Genomic DNA, 17,418 nt, shown 5'->3' on the forward strand with positions numbered 1-17,418 from the left:
TTAAAGTTCGTGAGGTGACAGAAATCTTTTTAAGCTTTATCATATGCCTCCTGTAAAATCGCAATGTCAAGCTTTGACATTTTCAGCATTGCCTGCATGACACTTTGTGCTTTTGCAGGATTTTTATCGCTTAATAATTCAGATAAAAGTGATGGAACAATTTGCCAGGAAACGCCAAATTTATCTTTCAGCCATCCACACTGACTTTTCGATCCGCCTTCGGAAAGTCTTTCCCACTTATCATCAATTTCTTCCTGTGTTTTACAATCAACAAAAAATGAAATTGCTTCTGTAAAATTGAAGGCTGGTCCGCCATTGAGTGCATAAAATGTTTGTCCTTCCAGTTCAAATGTAGCCGTCATAACCTGACCCGCAGGTCCTGGGGCTCCTTCCGGATACCGTGTGACAGTCAGTATTTTTGCATTGTCAAAGATGGAAATATATAAGTTCATGGCTTCTTCCAACTGATTGTCGTACCACAGGAATGGTGTTATCTTTTGCATTTTGTTAATGGTTTAAGTTTTAGGTAATAATTTCCTGAATTGGTTTTCCTGATTTATTATGACAAAATTAAACACATTAGATTTGAGAGAGCGGGTTTGAAAACGACTTTATTAAGGGGGATTTGCGACTTTATTGTAATGAGATTTAAAGAGTTTTCTGTTATGGGTACACAAAAAGAAAACCTGCCCACGACATTTGAAGTCAGAGCAGGTCTCCTGGCATGTTGTGTGCGCGAGTCGGATTATTGAAGATTTAGAACATTACAAAGCTATCGTTTTCCCATTGTGTTGCATGAATTTTATAGGGATAAAGCGGCCTGAAAGAGTAATAATAGGTCACCGCGCCCTGTGTTGGGTCATTTTCCTGTGCAACAAATGTTATATTTTCGGGAATTTTTGAAGCCTGGGCCGCTGCCATATCTTTATAAAGGACCAAGCTGCCTTTTTCCAGATAAGCAGTCTGGTCCAACGGGATTCTAAGAATTTTTGTCCCGTCGTAGCAGTGTGTAACCATGGTGCCGGCGGTATCGTCCCAGCTGTAATCCAATCCAACAGGAAGACTGATTCGCGTAAAAATGGAAAATGTCCTTGCGTAGGATGGGAAATTGTGGTTTTGTTTCACTGAATCACTCGTTGATTCATTTCCTGAATAGAAACCTACGTACCCGCTTGAATAGACAAAAGAACATTGGGTTTTATAGGCAGTATATTCGGGAGATGATGGCAATTCTGATCTGCTTCCGGTACCAATCTGCTTTTCAATTTTAATAAGTCCCCATGTTTTATTTTCAATGAGGGGCAGGACTTCGTCTTTATTTATAACAATGTCCTTTTCATCTTCTTTGGTAAGTTCTTTATCTGTGCAGGCAAAATTTACTACAAGTAATATCATTACCCAATAGTAGCGCATCAAGATTTTCATACAGTAGAATTTTTCATGAATAATAAATAAGATTAATCTTTTATTACGTAGAACTACAAATATGAAGAGGGATAATCGTGTTTGTAAATTTAGGAAAAAATGTTACAAATATTATAATTGACTGTACAATTATTTTGATATTCTTGTAGAATATTCGCTAGTGATACCTTAAAATCTGGACAAATCTGGACAGATTTAAAAGGAAGTCTTAATAACCACCTGTAAAATGTTGTTACGCATATTGGTTTCCTTTTCAATCTGGTAGCGAAACATATACCCAATTTCAAGATCAATATTTTCGGTGAACCGATAACCCGGGCCCGCATACGATCTGTTTTGGTCGAAAAAATGATTATTTACCTGATCTTTTCCCTGAACGTTTAAAAACAATTCATTTTGTACAGAAAGATATATTCCTTTTGTAAAAAGGGGATTTGTAAAAAGCGGTATTTGTGCCTGAACGTAATATCTGAAACGCTGTGCAAAGGCTTTGCTGTTATTTTGATCAAGAAATCGCTGTTCATATCTGAACCTGTTTGTGATTTCTGTCTTCTGTATCTCATTTTCTATCTGAAACTGCTCAAATATCCGGTGCTCAGGTTCATATATTTTGTGCTCGCTCTCTTTGTCCCAAGTGCCGAAATAAGTATAGCCAACTGTAACGGTCTGGTTATCTGCAATTTTATAACCGATTCCCGGACGGATCAATAAAGTATTGACATACTCAGATTTATCGGCAGTACGTACCTGAACATCAGCACTAAACTGCCATCTTTCAGAAATCTTTTGCTGATGGGACCAGAAAAGCCAGCCATTGTGCTCGATTGTCTGTGCATAACTTTGCTGAAAGCCAAACAACAGAAGACATTTTAAAAGAGCACAACTAACTTTACAAGGTTTCATGATATAGATTTTCAATATTACAAGCTATATCTGTGCCAGGCTTTTGTCGTTAAAAAGGGTGTCTGAAAAAGCTAATGTTTCCTCAGTTTTAGATTAAGTTGTGTTTCTCATTGCACAGGCAGGCGATGAGAACAAAGCATAAAGCTGTCACCGCTGCAACTGTCCTGATCAAATGAAGCCGGTTCCACGGTTGTTCAAAATTTAATCATTGGGTCGCTATTTCCTGAATACTTGCTGAATTAATATCAAATGCAGCCAAGGCATTATTCAACGGCACATTACCAAAAATGGTGACACCAAATGTACCGGTTATAAATATGAGCGCAGCGACGATTAAAAAAATAAATCTGGTAGAAAGGGATTGTGAGTAAAATTGACAGGCAGCCAGTGGAAGTAAAACGAGGGTTCCGATAAAACTCAGCATGAAAACCGGATTTAGGATAGCCACGTTGATGGATTGCATGGCGGCCAGATATTCCTTGTCCGGCAATTTTCCCAGTCCTGGATTTACCGAGCACGAGTAAGCGTAAAATAGTCCGGCAATTAGAGCGGTTGTCAATGCGGTGAAACCAAGTGTAATGTTTGCAAAATTTATCATGGCACAGGTGAGTTAATGTGCTATGAAAATAGTGACTTTGATTCTAAACTGAAAGCTTCCTAAATCTGCCGGGATATTTAAAATTATCAAACAGCTAAATCCGGATTCGACAGTTTTCAGAAGTGTGGCATGGAATAAATTTTAGAATGGATTGGTACGATTATTTATTAGTCCCAGTCAATTACAACTTATCAACAAATAAATAATAGAAATTATGAAACGTATTAAATTGAATATCATAGCATTAATGCTTTTAGGATCATCGGCCGCTTTTGCTCAAACTACTCCGGCTTCAACACCAAGCAGTACAACACCTGCAACAGTTCCAAGTACAAGTCGTCCGGCTGGTTCAGCAGGATCCAACGGAACCATGACGCAGCCATCTACATTACCAGGTAGCACAACGCCATCGTCAACGGTTCCAGGCAGCACAACTTATCCTGGCAGCACAGCACCATCAACTGTTCCTGGAAGCAATACGTATCCATCAACAGTTCCGGGCAGTACAACATCACCGTCGTCAACATTACCTGGAAGCAGTACATATCCGTCATCAACAACCCCGGGTAGCACAACATCGCCTGGCAGCTCAACTTTGCCAGGAAGTACAACTACAACACCAGGAAGTACTACGTATCCATCGTCAACTACCACACCTGGCAGTACAACAACGCCTTCATCAACAACAACTGGAAGCGGTATGTCACGTCCATCAACTGGAAGTTCAACATCAAGACCAAAATAATAATAATTCAACCTGGTAAATTTTTTGCCAAATCATAATTGCAAGAAGCCCGGTTACAGATCCTGATGGATTTTGTAACCGGGCCTTTCTTTGAAAAATTTACTATTCAATACTCAGTCTTTTGCTTCCTGTAACTTTTAAGCCCGTTTTGGGCATATTTTCAGTTTTAATATTTTTTCCCAATACGTCACCGGACATTTTTGTGTTCGTAATTTCCACCTGAGAACATCCATTGAAATAAAACATTTTTTTGTTGTCAGATTCTGCGGGCAGCGTATTGCTTCTAATGATCGTATTTCGGCTAAAAATAAGTCCCTGGGTACTTTTGGCATAAAGTACAGGAAAGTCAAATGTCGTAAAAACATTATTTTCAATCCTGATATTGGAATGAACCGGTTTTTTGAAATCTGCGATTTTATTTGACGGATTTATTCCAATCACCGCATTTCCGGGACCTCCCTGATAGGCGCAGTCAATAAACTGATTATTCCGGATCGTCACATCCCGCACAGGACCAGACTCATACCAACCCTCAGCATCCGCTTCAATCAGGATTGCGCTCATACCTGTCCGATAAAAAATGTTGCTTTCTACCACTGCTTTTCGTGGAGTCGTAAGCAAGATTCCTCTTGTATTGGTTCTGGTGAAATAATTATTTTTGATAAAAACCTGTGGAGTCCAGGTCATATTTTCCACACAATCATGGGCTTCAAGTCCAGCTGGTACCACACTTTGAAATGTTAAAATAATGTCCCGGTCATTAACACGCTCCACTGTTTTAACAATTCCTTTTTCAAAACGGATCATTGTTGCAGCGTGAACAAACGCCACAGTATCACCAGTGGAAAAAGCATTGAAGCCGTAACTTTGTCCATGCATAAAACGCAGTTTCAACCTGTTTTTATTGATTTTTTCAATCATACGGAGATTGGTTCCGTGTATATTAATCGGGTCGTCATGTGCTCCGGAAAATTTACAATCCTCAACTGTGATTTGCCCGCGACAACCTGAAAAATGCATAAAATCAGCTGAGGAGGCAATTATGCGTTTGGTTTCTTCTCTCGGAGCACAAGTCACGCGGTGCATCGTAATGTTTTCTGTATACTGGCTCACAATCCCAAGTCCGTGCATATAATGCATTCCAACATCTTCCAGCTTAATATTTTTGCTTTGAAGTATTAACATTCCAACCTGGTCTCTTATAATATCGCGAACGGTCAAAATATTTCCCTGCTTAGGCTTAAAATCAGAAGGTGTATCAAAATGAACCAGATTGGGACGCAATTCCGTAGCCTTACTATTGTTTAAAATTTTCCAGTCGCTGTAACGCATTGTTTTCATGGTCGTATCGAATTCCACACCATGAAAATGAGTGGTTTTCCAGCCTTCACCATGCCAGATAAGTTGCCCGTTGCTGATGGAATATTTTGCATCCGGATGAATTTCAAGGTCAACACCCTGAGCACTAACTTTCACATAGCGCATCTCGGACATGGTAGGTCTTTCAAAATCAACATGAATATTTTGAAGTATCACATTTTCGCATTGATCTAAAACAATGGTCGTCATTTTTCCATGGAAAATGAAAAGTGAGCCATTACCATCTATGGTCAGGTTTTTTGCGTTTTTGAAAAGCATTCCGATGGTTTTTATTTTGGTAGAATCTTCTTCTTCGGTTGAAGTATTTGATACAAAATATTTTGCTCTTATCGCGCCATCCGGCCAGAAATCGTAACGACCTTTTGGAAATATCAACTTTGTACTGTGCCGGGTAATAGCTTCATCAATTATTTTCTGGATCCGGGGTGTAATATTCTCATAAGTATCCGGCTTTACCCCAAAATCTGAAATTGAAATTGTCTGACTGTAAGTAAGTTGATGAGTAAATAAAAATGAAATCAGTAATGCAGCTGATCGTATTAATCTAGAAAAGAGAGGCATAGAAAAAGGCAAATTGAATCTTTAATTGATACACAAATAAAGTAAGCGGTTATGTGTAGCATTTTACCGCAAATTCATAAAATTTATCATAAGTGGAATAACTTTTCAAATTGAAATAAGATGATATGATGTGAAAATACCGCAAATAATATCCTCTGCCAAAAGCAGATAACTGGTACAATTTTTAGTTTCAATACATCTTTCGAATTGATTTATTAAAAATAAGGTAGAAACTTAAAAGCCAAAAAGATGGCAACTGAAACGAAAACCAAAAAGAAACCTGCCGCTAAAAAATGGTCAGGAAAAGTTACAGAGACCAGCGATGCACTGGATTTGGACAAAGATATTTTTGAGTCAAAAGATCCTTCAAAAATTGCTGCATCGTTAAAACATTCGGCGGAAAAAAGCCAGCGTAAAAAATCGTCTCCATACCGTTCAGCCATGTCCATGCTGACTTTTTATGTCAATCGCGCAGGTAAAAATCTGGATGCCTCGCAAAAGAAAATACTGGAAGATGCCAAAGATGAATTGAGAAAATTATTTGACAGAAAACCCGTTCATGCATGATTGCAGGACGAAGCAGTCATCTTGCTGATAATCATACTTTCCTAAGCTGTTTCCGGATAATAGCTAAACGCTAATAGCCAAAAGCTATGAATATTTGGTAAATTGAGTTCTTAATCAGCAAATACAACTTATGAATATTATCAAAGCAAGTGAAATTAAGCCACTTTCGATAACCGGAGATACGGTAATTATTGACGCCAGAGGTGGCGCGGATGCAGAAGATCGGTTTGAAAATGAACACTTAGAAGGTGCTCTTTTTGTAAATCTTGAAACAGATTTATCAGAAAAACCGGAAGATGCAGCTGTTGGCGGTCGCCATCCTTTACCGGAAGCAGTTAAGTTTGGAGAATTTCTGGGTACGCTGGGTATCACGCCCTCTACAAGAGTAATTGTGTACGATGATAAAAGAGGAGCAATGGCTGCCGCCCGTTTCTGGTGGATGATGAAGGCAATCGGACATAAGGAAATTTATGTAGTAAGTGGTGGATTGGAAGCACTTAAAAAAGAAGGTTTGAATATCACCGATGAGACGGAAACTTTGCTTACAGAATTTCCTCCTTATCCCGTAGAAAACTGGATTTCACCTGTTGCCAATATAGCAAAAGTAGCCGAAGCCGCTGCAAGTGAAGATTATGTAGTGATTGACGTGCGTGAAAATTTCAGATACCGCGGAGAAAGTGAACCTATTGATTTGGTAGCCGGTCATATTCCTGGTGCTATCAATATTCCTTATATAGAAAATATGGATGCCGAGGGAAATTTTCTTTCTTCCGATGAATTAAGAGAAAAATACAAAGCTGCTTTGGGCGAACAAAACCCTGAAAATATAATTGTCCACTGCGGCTCGGGCGTTACTGCTTGCCATACACTTTTAGCTTTGGAAGAAGCAGGAATTCAAGGAGCAGAACTTTATGTTGGTTCGTGGAGCGAGTGGTCGAGAAATGACAGACCTGTCGCTACCGGCGATTTGTGATAACCTTTTAAATATTGAAATCCCTGATTTGAGTGTAAAACTTGAATCAGGGATTTTATTTTGGTACATAAGGTCCGCCTGTTTCTCCCCATCCCCAAACCGGCATCGGCTCAGAATCATTTAGGGGATTTTCTGTTTCCTTTGAATTAATGACTGCAATTCGGCTTCCCCATTCGAGATATCCAACAAGTGCGGAGCGGAATTCCGGATCATCTGCAAGATTTACCTCGTCGCAACTTTCCAACAACAAAGCAATCCACCTCTTTCTTTTCGGTTCGTCCAGCATTTTCCCCAAATGATGCGCTATCATTTTATAATGACTTCCCTGATCTTCCTCAGAGTAAAGTTTTGGTCCGCCAAAAACTTCACCGATAAAATGCGCTACATGTTTACTGTGATCACCGGACATATTTTTGAAGACCGGATATAACAAATCGTCCTGAAATACTTTGTCGTAAAATACCTGGGTTAATTTTTCCAGCGCCTCGTTGCCGCCTGCCCATTCGTAAAGTGTGGGGATTTTCTTTTCCATTTCTCAAAATTAATTTTAACATAAACTTACTGAATTCATATGTTTCTATATCTCTGACAGTCATTAATTTAAATAAAAATAATAAAGCATTTATGGGGATAGAAAATTTTCTATCTCATTAAGGCCAAACATAACAATTGATGTTATTTTTATTTGGCGGAATAAATTTTGGGATAAATTGACAATTACATAATTATACTAATGTTTAATATTATTTATCCAAATATATTAAAATGAAATTCGATATTATTGAAATTATAATAATGATGTCAGTAAATTGTGAAAGGAATTTTCAATCAATATGAATATTATTAACCTAACTAATTTTCACTCTTAATCCGTCCGTTTAATGAAGAAAAATGTATACGCATTTTCAAAGTATAAGTGCCTGCTTGCAAAGGGAATCTGCTTTGCCGGTACACTGGCTGTTATGTCGGGTAATGTAATGGCGCAGACCAAAATGACGCCTGCAAAAATTGATGCGCTGAAAACGGAATTGACCAAGGAAATTGAAGCCAACAAAAAGTTTTCACAGGAGATGGTGGATATGGTTTTCAGTTTTGGTGAACTTGGATTTCAGGAAACAGAAACATCAAAATACCTGACGGATATTTTGAAGAAAAATGGATTTACCATAGAAATGGGCATAGCCGGAATGCCAACAGCTTGGACGGCAAAATGGGGTTCGGGAAAACCGGTTATTGCTATTGGTAGTGATATAGATTGTATTCCAAAGGCTTCCCAAAAACCAGGCGTTTCTTATCATGATCCAATTGTAGAGGGCGCTCCCGGACATGGAGAAGGCCATAATTCCGGACAGCCCTTAAATATTACGGCAGTTCTTGCTTTGAAAAAAGTAATGGAACGGGAAAAAATTCCAGGAACCATTATGCTATGGCCCGGCGTTGCGGAAGAGCAATTAGGATCCAAAGCCTATTACATCAGAGATGGATTTTTCAAAGATGTTGACGCTTGTATTTTTACGCACGTTGCCAGCAATTTAGGTACCGCATATGGCGATCCGGGAATGGTGGGGATGATTTCTGTTAAGTTTAGTTTTGAAGGACAGGCTGCTCACGCAGGTGGTGCGCCATGGCGTGGAAAAAGTGCGTTGGATGCAGTGGAATTGATGAATGTTGGCTGGAATTATCACCGCGAACACATGGAACCATCGCAGCGCTCGCATTATGTGATTACGGATGGCGGAGATCAGCCAAATGTGGTTCCTTCCAAGGCGGCGGTTTGGTACTATTTCCGGGAACGGACCTATCCTAAAATCATGGATATGTATAAAGATGGGCTCAGAATTGCAGAAGGTGCGGCGAAAATGACGGATACAAAAATGACTTACGAAGTTTTGGGAAGTGCCTGGCCAGGACATTTCAACCAGCCAATTGCCGAAGCGGCGTATGAAAATATCAAAGCGGTAGGTTTGCCAAAATGGAGTGAAGAAGATCAGATTCTGGCCAAAGCGGCTCAAAAAGAAGTAAATAGCCCGATTGCGGAAGGTTCGGGGTTAAGCACAACATTAAGTCCGCTTGGAAAGCCGACAGCCGTTCCATCTGGTTTCTCTGGCGGTTCCGATGATATCGCAGACATTTCCTGGAACGTGCCTACGATTGTTCTGGGTTACCCTTCAAACATTCCCGGATTACCTGGTCATCATTGGGCTGACGCAATTGCTATGGCAACGCCGATTGCGCATAAAGGTGTAACAGCTGGCGCCAAAGCGGAAGCGATGACTTTGCTTGATCTTTTTGTAAAACCGGAAATTTTGAAAAATGCCTGGACGTATTTTAAAGACGTACAAACGAAGGATACCAAGTACATTCCGTTGGTTTCAGCAACGGACAAACCTGCGATTTATCTGAATAAAAGGATTATGGAAGAATTTCGTCCTCAGATGAAAAAATTCTATTACGATCCTTCCAAATATGCTACTTACATGGAACAGCTTGGGATAAAATATCCGACCGTTCGTGATGTGAAAACACCCAATGTTGGGAAATAAAACAGACTATTCTACTCACTTTAAAACACGGTTATGAAAACAGATTTTGCTTCCTTCCATGCTCATAAATTACTGCGTTTTGGTATCGGTTGCTTGGTGAGTTCGTTTCTGACTTCGCCGTCGGAGGCTCAGACAAAGATGACACCGGCAAAAATTGACGCACTAAAAACGGAGCTGACCAAAGAAATTGATAAGCAGCAAAAAATGACGCAGGAGATGGTAGACATGGTATTCAGTTTCGGAGAACTTGGTTTTCAGGAAACGGAAACATCAAAATACCTGACTGATATTTTGCAAAAGAACGGTTTTACAATTGAACACGGAATTTCCGGAATACCAACTGCCTGGACTGCAAAATGGGGTTCAGGAAAACCGGTGATCGCGGTTGGAAGTGATATAGATTGTATTCCAAAAGCATCTCAAAAACCTGGTGTTTCTTATCATGACCCGATTATTGAAGGTGCGCCTGGTCATGGAGAAGGTCATAATTCCGGTGAACCGTTAAACATTACTGCGGTTTTGGCTTTGAAAAAAATAATGGAACGTGAGAAAATTCCGGGGACTATCATGCTTTGGCCAGGTGTTGCGGAGGAATTGGTTGGTACGAAAGCCTATTTCATTCGTGATGGTTATTTCAAAGATGTCGACGCTTGTATTTTCACACACGTTGGAAATAACATGACGGTTTCCTATGGTGATGCCGGGAATAATGGTCTGGTTTCCGTTTTGTTCAAATTTGAAGGACAGGCGGCTCACGCCGGTGGTGCGCCATGGCGTGGGAAAAGTGCTTTGGATGCGGTTGAATTGATGAATATTGGCTGGAATTATCACCGCGAGCATATGGAAACCACGCAGCGTTCACATTATGTTATAAAAGATGGTGGCGATCAGCCAAATGTGGTACCTTCCAAAGCTTCGGTGTGGTATTATTTCCGTGAAAGATCTTATCCGAGAATTATGCAGAATTATAAAGACGGAATAAGAATTGCCGAAGGAGCCGCAATGATGACAGATACCAAAATGACCTACGAAGTGTACGGAAGTGCGTGGCCGGGACATTTCAACAAAGCGATTGCGGAAACAATGTATGAAAATATCAAGGCCGTAGGTTTGCCAAAGTGGAGTGAAGAAGATCAGATTCTGGCAAAAGCTGCACAAAAAGAACAGGGAAATAGTGAAGGCGGATCAGCGGAAACGAAAGGATTGGCTACAACGTTGGCTGCTTTGATCAAACCAATTCCGATCACAGATCCGGGAAGCGGCGGTTCGGATGATATCGCTGATATTTCCTGGAATCTGCCGACAGTTGTTTTGCGATATCCTGCCAACATTCCTGGTTTGCCTGGGCATCACTGGTCTAATGCAATTGCGATGGCAACGCCGATTGCGCATAAAGGCGTAACAGCCGGAGCGAAAGTGGAAGCGATGACTTTGCTGGATATGTTTGTGAAACCGGAAGTAATTAAAAACGCAAAAGCATATTTCACAGATGTCCAAACAAAAGATGTGAAATACGAAGCGATCATTTCAAAAACCGACAAACCAGCCATTCGCCTGAATGAAAAGATTATGGAAGAATTTCGTCCAGAGATGAAAAAATACTATTACGATCCATCCAAATTCGCTACGTATCTTGAACAGCTTGGAATTAAATATCCAACAGTAAAAGAAACAAAAAGCGGAGGAACGGGGGAATAACTTCGGTTTTCGGCAATCGGCTGTCAGCATTACGCTAGCAGCTGATTGTCGAATATTTTCTTAAAATTACTTCTTATCCACGAATAGCCGAAAGCTGACCGCCGAAAGCCGACCGCCCATTATGCTTCAACTAAAATCCGTTTCCCATACCTACAATGGAAATGAAGTTCTGAATTTCAGAGACTGGAATATTCAGCGTGGAGAAAACTGGCTTTTGCTTGGGGAATCGGGAAGTGGAAAAACGACGCTTTTGCATATCCTGACTGGGATTATAAAACCTACGAAAGGTCAGGTTATTATTAAGGAAACAGATTTGTATAAACTTTCCAGTCGCGAACTGGACCGTTTTCGGGGTAGAAATATCGGTCTGGTTTTTCAACAGCCGCATTTGATCAAAAGTCTGACCTTGGAAGAAAATCTGAAACTGGCTCAGACTTTTGCAAAACTTCCTGAGGATAAAATGCGAATTGAAGAGGTTTTGACAGAATTAGGAATTGTTCAAAAAATGAAAAGTTTTCCATCCGAGTTAAGTCAGGGACAATTGCAGCGCGCTTCTATCGCCAGAGCTGTTTTGAACAAACCGGCCTTACTGATAGCTGATGAACCTACTTCGAGTCTGGATAATAAAAATACAAAGGCGGTAATTAATCTGCTTTTGAAACTCTCCGAATCCTCAAATTCAACGTTAATTATTTCTACCCACGACGACCGGGTAAAGGAAGCTTTCGCAAAGGAATATGTACTTTAATTTTAAATGAATCCATTTCAGATAAGTTGGAAAAGCCTGTTATACAATAAGTGGACATTTTTTCTGAATGTACTGCTTATCGCTTTTGGAACAGGTATCCTGACTTTACTTTTAATCGGAACAACACAGATCGGAGATAAATTGAGAGGGAATGCGAAAGGAATTGATCTGGTGGTAGGAGCTAAGGGAAGTCCGTTGCAGCTTATTCTGAGTAGTATTTATTTTATTGATTTTCCAACCGGAAATATCTCTTTGGCAGACGCGCAGCAACTGGCGAAAAATCCAATGGTCAAACGTGCGGTTCCGTTAGCTTTGGGTGATAATTATTTTGGTTACAGGATTGTGGGTACGGATAGCGGTTATATCAATTTGTATCAGTTGAAGCTTGCGAGCGGTAAGTTTTGGGAAAAGGATTTTGAAGTGGTTATAGGTTCAGAGGTCGCAAGAAACAGAAAATTGAAAGTTGGTGATACTTTTCATGGCTCACATGGACTGACTTCCGGCGAAGAGGGCACCCACGAGGGGCGCCCCAACCGGGTCACCGGAATTTTGGAGCCGACTGGAAATACGACTGATAATCTTATTCTTACCAATATTTCAACAATCTGGAATATTCATGGAATTGAAGCTGGCGAGCAGAATGATAAAAGAGAAATTACTTCTCTTTTGATACAATACAAATCCCGGATGGCGATGATTGTGCTTCCTATGTTTGTCAATAAATCTACATCGATGCAGGCAGCTTCACCGGCAAAAGAAAGTGCCAGGCTATTTTCCTTAATTGGTGTTGGGGTTGAAACGATGCAATGGTTCGCTGTAAGTCTGATGTTTATTTCGGGTATCAGTGTTTTTGTAAGTTTGTACAACTACCTGAAAGAGAACATGTATGACATGGCAATTATGCGTGTGATGGGTGCCTCCCAGTTCCGGCTTTTTCTGATTATTATTCTGGAAGGAATAATTCTGACAACAATTGGATCGCTGCTAGGTATTATTCTTGGCCATTTTACACTGGAACTCATTGGTCATTTTCAGGATTCGTCGCAGGCAAAACTAACAGGATTCTTTTTTGTGCCGGATGAATTCTATCTCATTGTCGGAGGATTAATAATCGGGATTTTGGCTTCCATTTTACCCGCTGTTCAGGCTTACAGCACTGATATTTCCAAAACTATTTCGAAAGGTTAATTTATGATTTTAAAAAAAACAGTTCTTCTTTTTCTCTTTTTAGTAACTGCTTTCTTTGCAAAAGCGCAGCCACCCACGCATGTGCCCTTAATGACAAGTACCTGGAAACTGATTGCGGAAAGATCGTATAAGAAAAATAAAGACTTTAAAATGGTACCGACTTTTCCGGCCAAACTTGAAGCGCTTCAAAACAAACTGGTTGAACTTCCAGGTTATATGATTCCGATTAATGCAGATGTGGAGCACAAGGAATTCATGCTTGCGGTGGTACCAATGGATCAGTGTCCGTATTGCGGCCAAGGCGATATTCCTTCCATGATTGAAGTGAAAATGGCAAAAGAACTGGGCTATACTGATAAACCGATCAAGATTCGTGGGAAACTTTTATTGAATAAAACAGGAGATTTACGCTCTGAAATATTTCTGCTTAATGCGGAATTGGTGAAATAAATACCGAAATTTTGAAAAAATAACTCCTTACTAATTATATGAAATTAACCTTTAATGCATTAGCCGTTCTGCTGGCCGCCGGGACTTTATCCTATGCCCAGAATCCGGCTGGAAATACTGCTCCGGCCAAACCGATGGCAACACCTGCAACCTTTGCTTCGGTGATTCAGGGATTGAAAAAATACGATGGTTTTTTTAATTTTTACTATGACGAAAAGACTGGAAAAGTATTTCTGGAAGTAGATAAGCTCGACAAAGAATTTCTCTATTTCTCATCACTGACAGATGGAGTAGGCAGCGGCGGACCGGAACGTGGACAAGCATCCTCTGCGATTGCAAAATTTGTAAAAGTTGGCCCCAAAATACTTCTAGTTGAACCTGTTTATAATTATAGAGCGATCACGCAAAATCCGGATGAAAAAAAGGCGGTTGAAAATAACTTTGCCAAATCTGTTATCTGGGGATTTGTTCCGGTGGCAGTGGAAGGTGAAAAAATGCTGATCGACATCACGCCTTTTATCGTTCGCGACAGTCAGAATATTGCTTCACGTTTAGGTGTTAGAAGAGCAGCCGGACCTGTTTCTGTTTCTCAACCTGCTGGTGGCGGTGGCGTTTACAAAATGGATGAAACCCGTTCGGTTTTGTATATTGACAACACTAAAAACTTTCCGAAAAATACAGAATTTGAAGCTTTAATTACCTTCACAGGAGGAAATCCAAGTACGAGTTTTTTTGGTGGCGGAGGCGGATTGGCACCAGATCCAAGTGCGATTACGGTAAATATGCACCAATCCTTTGTTGAATTGCCGGATGATAAATACAAGTCGCGGAAATTTGATACCCGTTCTGCTTTTGGCCAGTTCAGTTATATGGATTTTTCCGCGCCGATGGATCAGCCGATTAACAAAAGATTCATCAGACGGCACCGACTTGAAAAGAAAAATCCGGGTTCAGCACCTAGCGAGGCAATAAAACCAATCGTTTATTACATCGACAGAGGCGCACCAGCCCCGGTAAAAGCGGCCTTAATTGAAGGAGGAGCTTTCTGGAATCAGGCTTTTGAAGCGGCAGGTTATAAAAATGCTTTCCAGGTAAAAGAACTTCCGGAAGGAGCTGATCCAATGGATATTCGATACAACGTTGTTAACTGGGTGAATCGTAACGGAAGTCCACGCGGATTTTCTTACGGAATGTCATTTATCGATCCGCGAACAGGAGAAATTATAAAAGGTGTGGTAACGCTTGGTTCTGATCGTCACCGTCAGGATTATCTGATTGCGGAAGGTTTACTGCAACCCTATGAGGATGGAAAACCTGTTCCAACGGCTATGAAAGAATTGGCACTTGCCCGGATCCGTCAACTTTCGGCCCATGAAATTGGCCACACCTTGGGCTTCAACCACAACTTCGCCGCAAGTCCGAAAGATCGTTCTTCGGTGATGGATTATCCTTTTCCAAAATTTTCTTTAAAATCGGATGGAACTGTTGACATTTCTGACTCTTATGCAAAAGGAATCGGAACCTGGGATAAACGCGCCGTAATGTGGGGTTATACTGAATTCCCAAAAGGAACGGATGAAGATGCTGCTTTGGAAAAAATCATGCAGGAAACGCTGAAACAAGGATTTATCTATATTCCGGATATTGGTGGAAACGCGCATCCAACTTCTCACCAATGGGACGATGGTTCAAACCCTATTGACCAAATGACCAATATCATGACGGTCAGAAGAAAGGTTCTGGATAATTTCTCTGAAAAAGCCATTCAAAAAGGGGAACCGATGGCAACATTGGAAGAGGTTTTGGTACCCATTTATTTGCTGCATCGTTACCAGATTGAAGCTGTGGCGAAATCAGTAGGCGGATTGTATTTTACCCATGCTGTAAAAAATGACGGTCAGGTGATAACCAGAATGGTAGAGCCAAAAGAGCAATGGAGAGCGCTGGAATCTTTGCTTAATACAATTTCTCCCGAAGCACTGGCATTGCCGGAAGGTTTGATCAAAAAAATTCCTCCGCGACCAACAGGTTATCCATCAACGCAGGAAACTTTTACAGGTCATACAGGCCCCACTTTCGATCCGATTGCAGCAGCAGAAATGGCAGCAGGAACTACACTTTCCTATTTATTCAGTTCAGAACGTGCAGCGCGTTTGATAGAATATAACGCGAGAGATGAAAACCAGCCGGGACTAATGCCGGTAATTGATAAGATTGTAGAAAAAACCTGGAAAGCTCCGGTTGTAACGGGATATAAAGGCGAACTACAAACACTGGTGAACAATCTTTCCTTAAAGTATTTGCTAACGCTGGCTGCGGATTCCAAAGCACCGGAAAATGTAAGAGGAGAAACGCTTTTGAAGGTAGAAGAATTGGGTCAATGGATGAAAGATAAAATGGCATCGGCAACGCCGAAGCAAAAGGCAAATATTCTTTTCGGTCTTTCCCAAATTGAAGAATTTCACAAAAATCCGGATAAGTTTGAGCCTGCAACGGTACTGGAAATGCCGCCAGGCGCTCCAATTATGGGATTAATGGATTTTATGGGCTGTTCTCAAAGTTTTAGTCGGGAATAGTTTTGTTTTTATATTGATACGGTTCATTGGCTAAATTATTTGGTCTTATTAAGAAACTAGCTGAAATCAAAAAACCTGATTCGAGTTTCTCGAATCAGATTTTTTTAAACGTATTTGTATTTTTATTTTAATTCTTTTCGTTCAACTGATTTTTGATATCTATTACCAGTTGCTCAGTAACTTCTGCCAACATGGCGATTTTTATAGCCGTAAAATCGGTATTTTTTAAAAGATTTTTAACGAATTCAACCTTACTTTCCTCACGCGCTTTTTCATCGGCTGTTTTTACAGCACTCTTTACAGCGGTTTTGACCGCATAGTCAAGAACATTCTCATAATCCCATTTTGCCTTTAAACTTGAATCGTATGACATACGCTCTTCCTTGTTTAAATTATTAATTTCTGCTATTTTAAATACTTTTTCAAAAACACTTTTTCTCATGAACAGAGGCATTTTGTCCATCTTCACAAGATTCTTTAACAAAAACGGCCAGCGATCAAGATCGGTTAATAATTCGTTTTCTGTCTTTGTAAATTTAGGTAATTCGATGAATTTATATTCCAGCTTGTCGTAAAATATTTTCTTTGTCTGCTTATCCATTAAACACAAATCGTGCAGATATTGTTCGTCGGTATTTTCTTCCAGAGTGAATTCCAACAGAGCAATGAAATAAACTTCTTTCAATTTATAACCCCATTTATTTCCTTTGGGAAGCTGCTCGCTAATAAGACGCGAAGTGTAAAAAATGGCTCGTTCCTTGAAAAAATCTTGTCTTCCACGTTGCATTTCAACAATAAACTGCTCACCATTATCGCCTGTGCACAACAGATCAAAGATCGCTCTTTTTGAATCTTCATTATCTCCGTAAAGTTCAGTCTGACTGTAAGTTAAGTCCTGAATTGCTTTTTGTCCAAGAAATAATTGATTAAGAAAGTCAATTAGGATTTCTTTATTTGGTTCGTTTCCGAATAATCTTTTAAAACCGAAATCTGTCAAAGGATCGATAAACCGACCCGGGGTAGGATAAGATTGCTGCATTATATTTTATAGTGTGTGAGCCCA

General features: G+C 40.2%; 17 protein-coding genes. 8 read left to right on the plus strand and 9 right to left on the minus strand.

Going from position 1 to position 17,418, the window contains the following annotated elements; translation table 11 throughout:
* Positions 1-29: 29 nt before the first annotated feature.
* The 7 genes from IEE83_RS07500 to IEE83_RS07530 form a co-directional block, all read right to left on the minus strand.
* Positions 30-503, minus strand: a complete 474-nt coding sequence (locus IEE83_RS07500) for a VOC family protein (RefSeq protein ID WP_194119988.1) — start codon at positions 501-503, stop codon at positions 30-32.
* 253 nt (positions 504-756) lie between these two features.
* Positions 757-1,425, minus strand: a complete 669-nt coding sequence (locus IEE83_RS07505) for a hypothetical protein (RefSeq protein WP_194119989.1) — start codon at positions 1,423-1,425, stop codon at positions 757-759.
* A 195-nt stretch (positions 1,426-1,620) separates the two neighbouring features.
* Positions 1,621-2,328 (minus strand): DUF2490 domain-containing protein, encoded by a 708-nt coding sequence (locus IEE83_RS07510; RefSeq protein WP_194119990.1) that lies wholly within the window; start codon positions 2,326-2,328, stop codon positions 1,621-1,623.
* Positions 2,329-2,533: 205 nt separating this feature from the next.
* The gene (locus tag IEE83_RS07515) at positions 2,534-2,926 is read right to left on the minus strand and encodes an anthrone oxygenase family protein (protein ID WP_228101715.1); all 393 of its coding nucleotides are present in this window, start codon (positions 2,924-2,926) and stop codon (positions 2,534-2,536) included.
* 276 nt (positions 2,927-3,202) lie between these two features.
* Complete coding sequence (locus IEE83_RS07520) at positions 3,203-3,358, minus strand: hypothetical protein (RefSeq protein WP_194119991.1); 156 nt, start codon at positions 3,356-3,358, stop codon at positions 3,203-3,205.
* A gap of 3 nt (positions 3,359-3,361) precedes the next feature.
* On the minus strand, positions 3,362-3,682 hold the full coding sequence (locus tag IEE83_RS07525; RefSeq protein ID WP_194119992.1) for a hypothetical protein: 321 nt from the start codon (positions 3,680-3,682) through the stop codon (positions 3,362-3,364).
* A 91-nt stretch (positions 3,683-3,773) separates the two neighbouring features.
* Positions 3,774-5,612 (minus strand): right-handed parallel beta-helix repeat-containing protein, encoded by a 1,839-nt coding sequence (locus IEE83_RS07530; protein WP_194119993.1) that lies wholly within the window; start codon positions 5,610-5,612, stop codon positions 3,774-3,776.
* Positions 5,613-5,861: 249 nt separating this feature from the next.
* Here IEE83_RS07530 and IEE83_RS07535 point away from each other — a divergent pair, with 249 nt between their 5' ends.
* On the plus strand, positions 5,862-6,179 hold the full coding sequence (locus IEE83_RS07535; protein WP_194119994.1) for a DUF3175 domain-containing protein: 318 nt from the start codon (positions 5,862-5,864) through the stop codon (positions 6,177-6,179).
* Positions 6,180-6,309: 130 nt separating this feature from the next.
* Positions 6,310-7,152 carry a sulfurtransferase gene (locus IEE83_RS07540; protein ID WP_194119995.1) on the plus strand — a complete coding sequence of 281 codons (843 nt, stop codon included), beginning with the start codon at positions 6,310-6,312 and terminating at the stop codon, positions 7,150-7,152.
* A gap of 55 nt (positions 7,153-7,207) precedes the next feature.
* Here the strand turns inward: IEE83_RS07540 and IEE83_RS07545 are convergent, their stop codons facing one another.
* Positions 7,208-7,684, minus strand: a complete 477-nt coding sequence (locus IEE83_RS07545) for a group II truncated hemoglobin (protein WP_194119996.1) — start codon at positions 7,682-7,684, stop codon at positions 7,208-7,210.
* Positions 7,685-8,114: 430 nt separating this feature from the next.
* Here IEE83_RS07545 and IEE83_RS07550 point away from each other — a divergent pair, with 430 nt between their 5' ends.
* From IEE83_RS07550 to IEE83_RS07575, 6 genes are all read left to right on the plus strand, one after another.
* Positions 8,115-9,695, plus strand: coding sequence for an amidohydrolase (locus IEE83_RS07550; RefSeq protein ID WP_194123332.1), 1,581 nt, complete (start codon positions 8,115-8,117; stop codon positions 9,693-9,695).
* A 138-nt stretch (positions 9,696-9,833) separates the two neighbouring features.
* The gene (locus IEE83_RS07555; RefSeq protein WP_228102009.1) at positions 9,834-11,393 is read left to right on the plus strand and encodes an amidohydrolase; all 1,560 of its coding nucleotides are present in this window, start codon (positions 9,834-9,836) and stop codon (positions 11,391-11,393) included.
* 121 nt (positions 11,394-11,514) lie between these two features.
* Positions 11,515-12,141 carry an ABC transporter ATP-binding protein gene (locus IEE83_RS07560; RefSeq protein WP_194119998.1) on the plus strand — a complete coding sequence of 209 codons (627 nt, stop codon included), beginning with the start codon at positions 11,515-11,517 and terminating at the stop codon, positions 12,139-12,141.
* A gap of 6 nt (positions 12,142-12,147) precedes the next feature.
* On the plus strand, positions 12,148-13,329 hold the full coding sequence (locus IEE83_RS07565; protein WP_194119999.1) for an ABC transporter permease: 1,182 nt from the start codon (positions 12,148-12,150) through the stop codon (positions 13,327-13,329).
* 3 nt (positions 13,330-13,332) lie between these two features.
* On the plus strand, positions 13,333-13,779 hold the full coding sequence (locus IEE83_RS07570) for a hypothetical protein (protein ID WP_194120000.1): 447 nt from the start codon (positions 13,333-13,335) through the stop codon (positions 13,777-13,779).
* Between the two features lie 38 nt (positions 13,780-13,817).
* On the plus strand, positions 13,818-16,355 hold the full coding sequence (locus IEE83_RS07575) for a zinc-dependent metalloprotease (protein WP_194120001.1): 2,538 nt from the start codon (positions 13,818-13,820) through the stop codon (positions 16,353-16,355).
* Between the two features lie 127 nt (positions 16,356-16,482).
* On the opposite strand, the gene IEE83_RS07580 is transcribed toward IEE83_RS07575, so the two are convergent.
* Positions 16,483-17,394: an Rpn family recombination-promoting nuclease/putative transposase gene (locus IEE83_RS07580; protein WP_194120002.1), complete on the minus strand. Its 912-nt coding sequence runs from the start codon at positions 17,392-17,394 to the stop codon at positions 16,483-16,485.
* Positions 17,395-17,418 lie beyond the last annotated feature (24 nt).

Origin of the sequence: Dyadobacter subterraneus (assembly GCF_015221875.1) — a bacterium.
Classification (GTDB): domain Bacteria; phylum Bacteroidota; class Bacteroidia; order Cytophagales; family Spirosomataceae; genus Dyadobacter; species Dyadobacter subterraneus.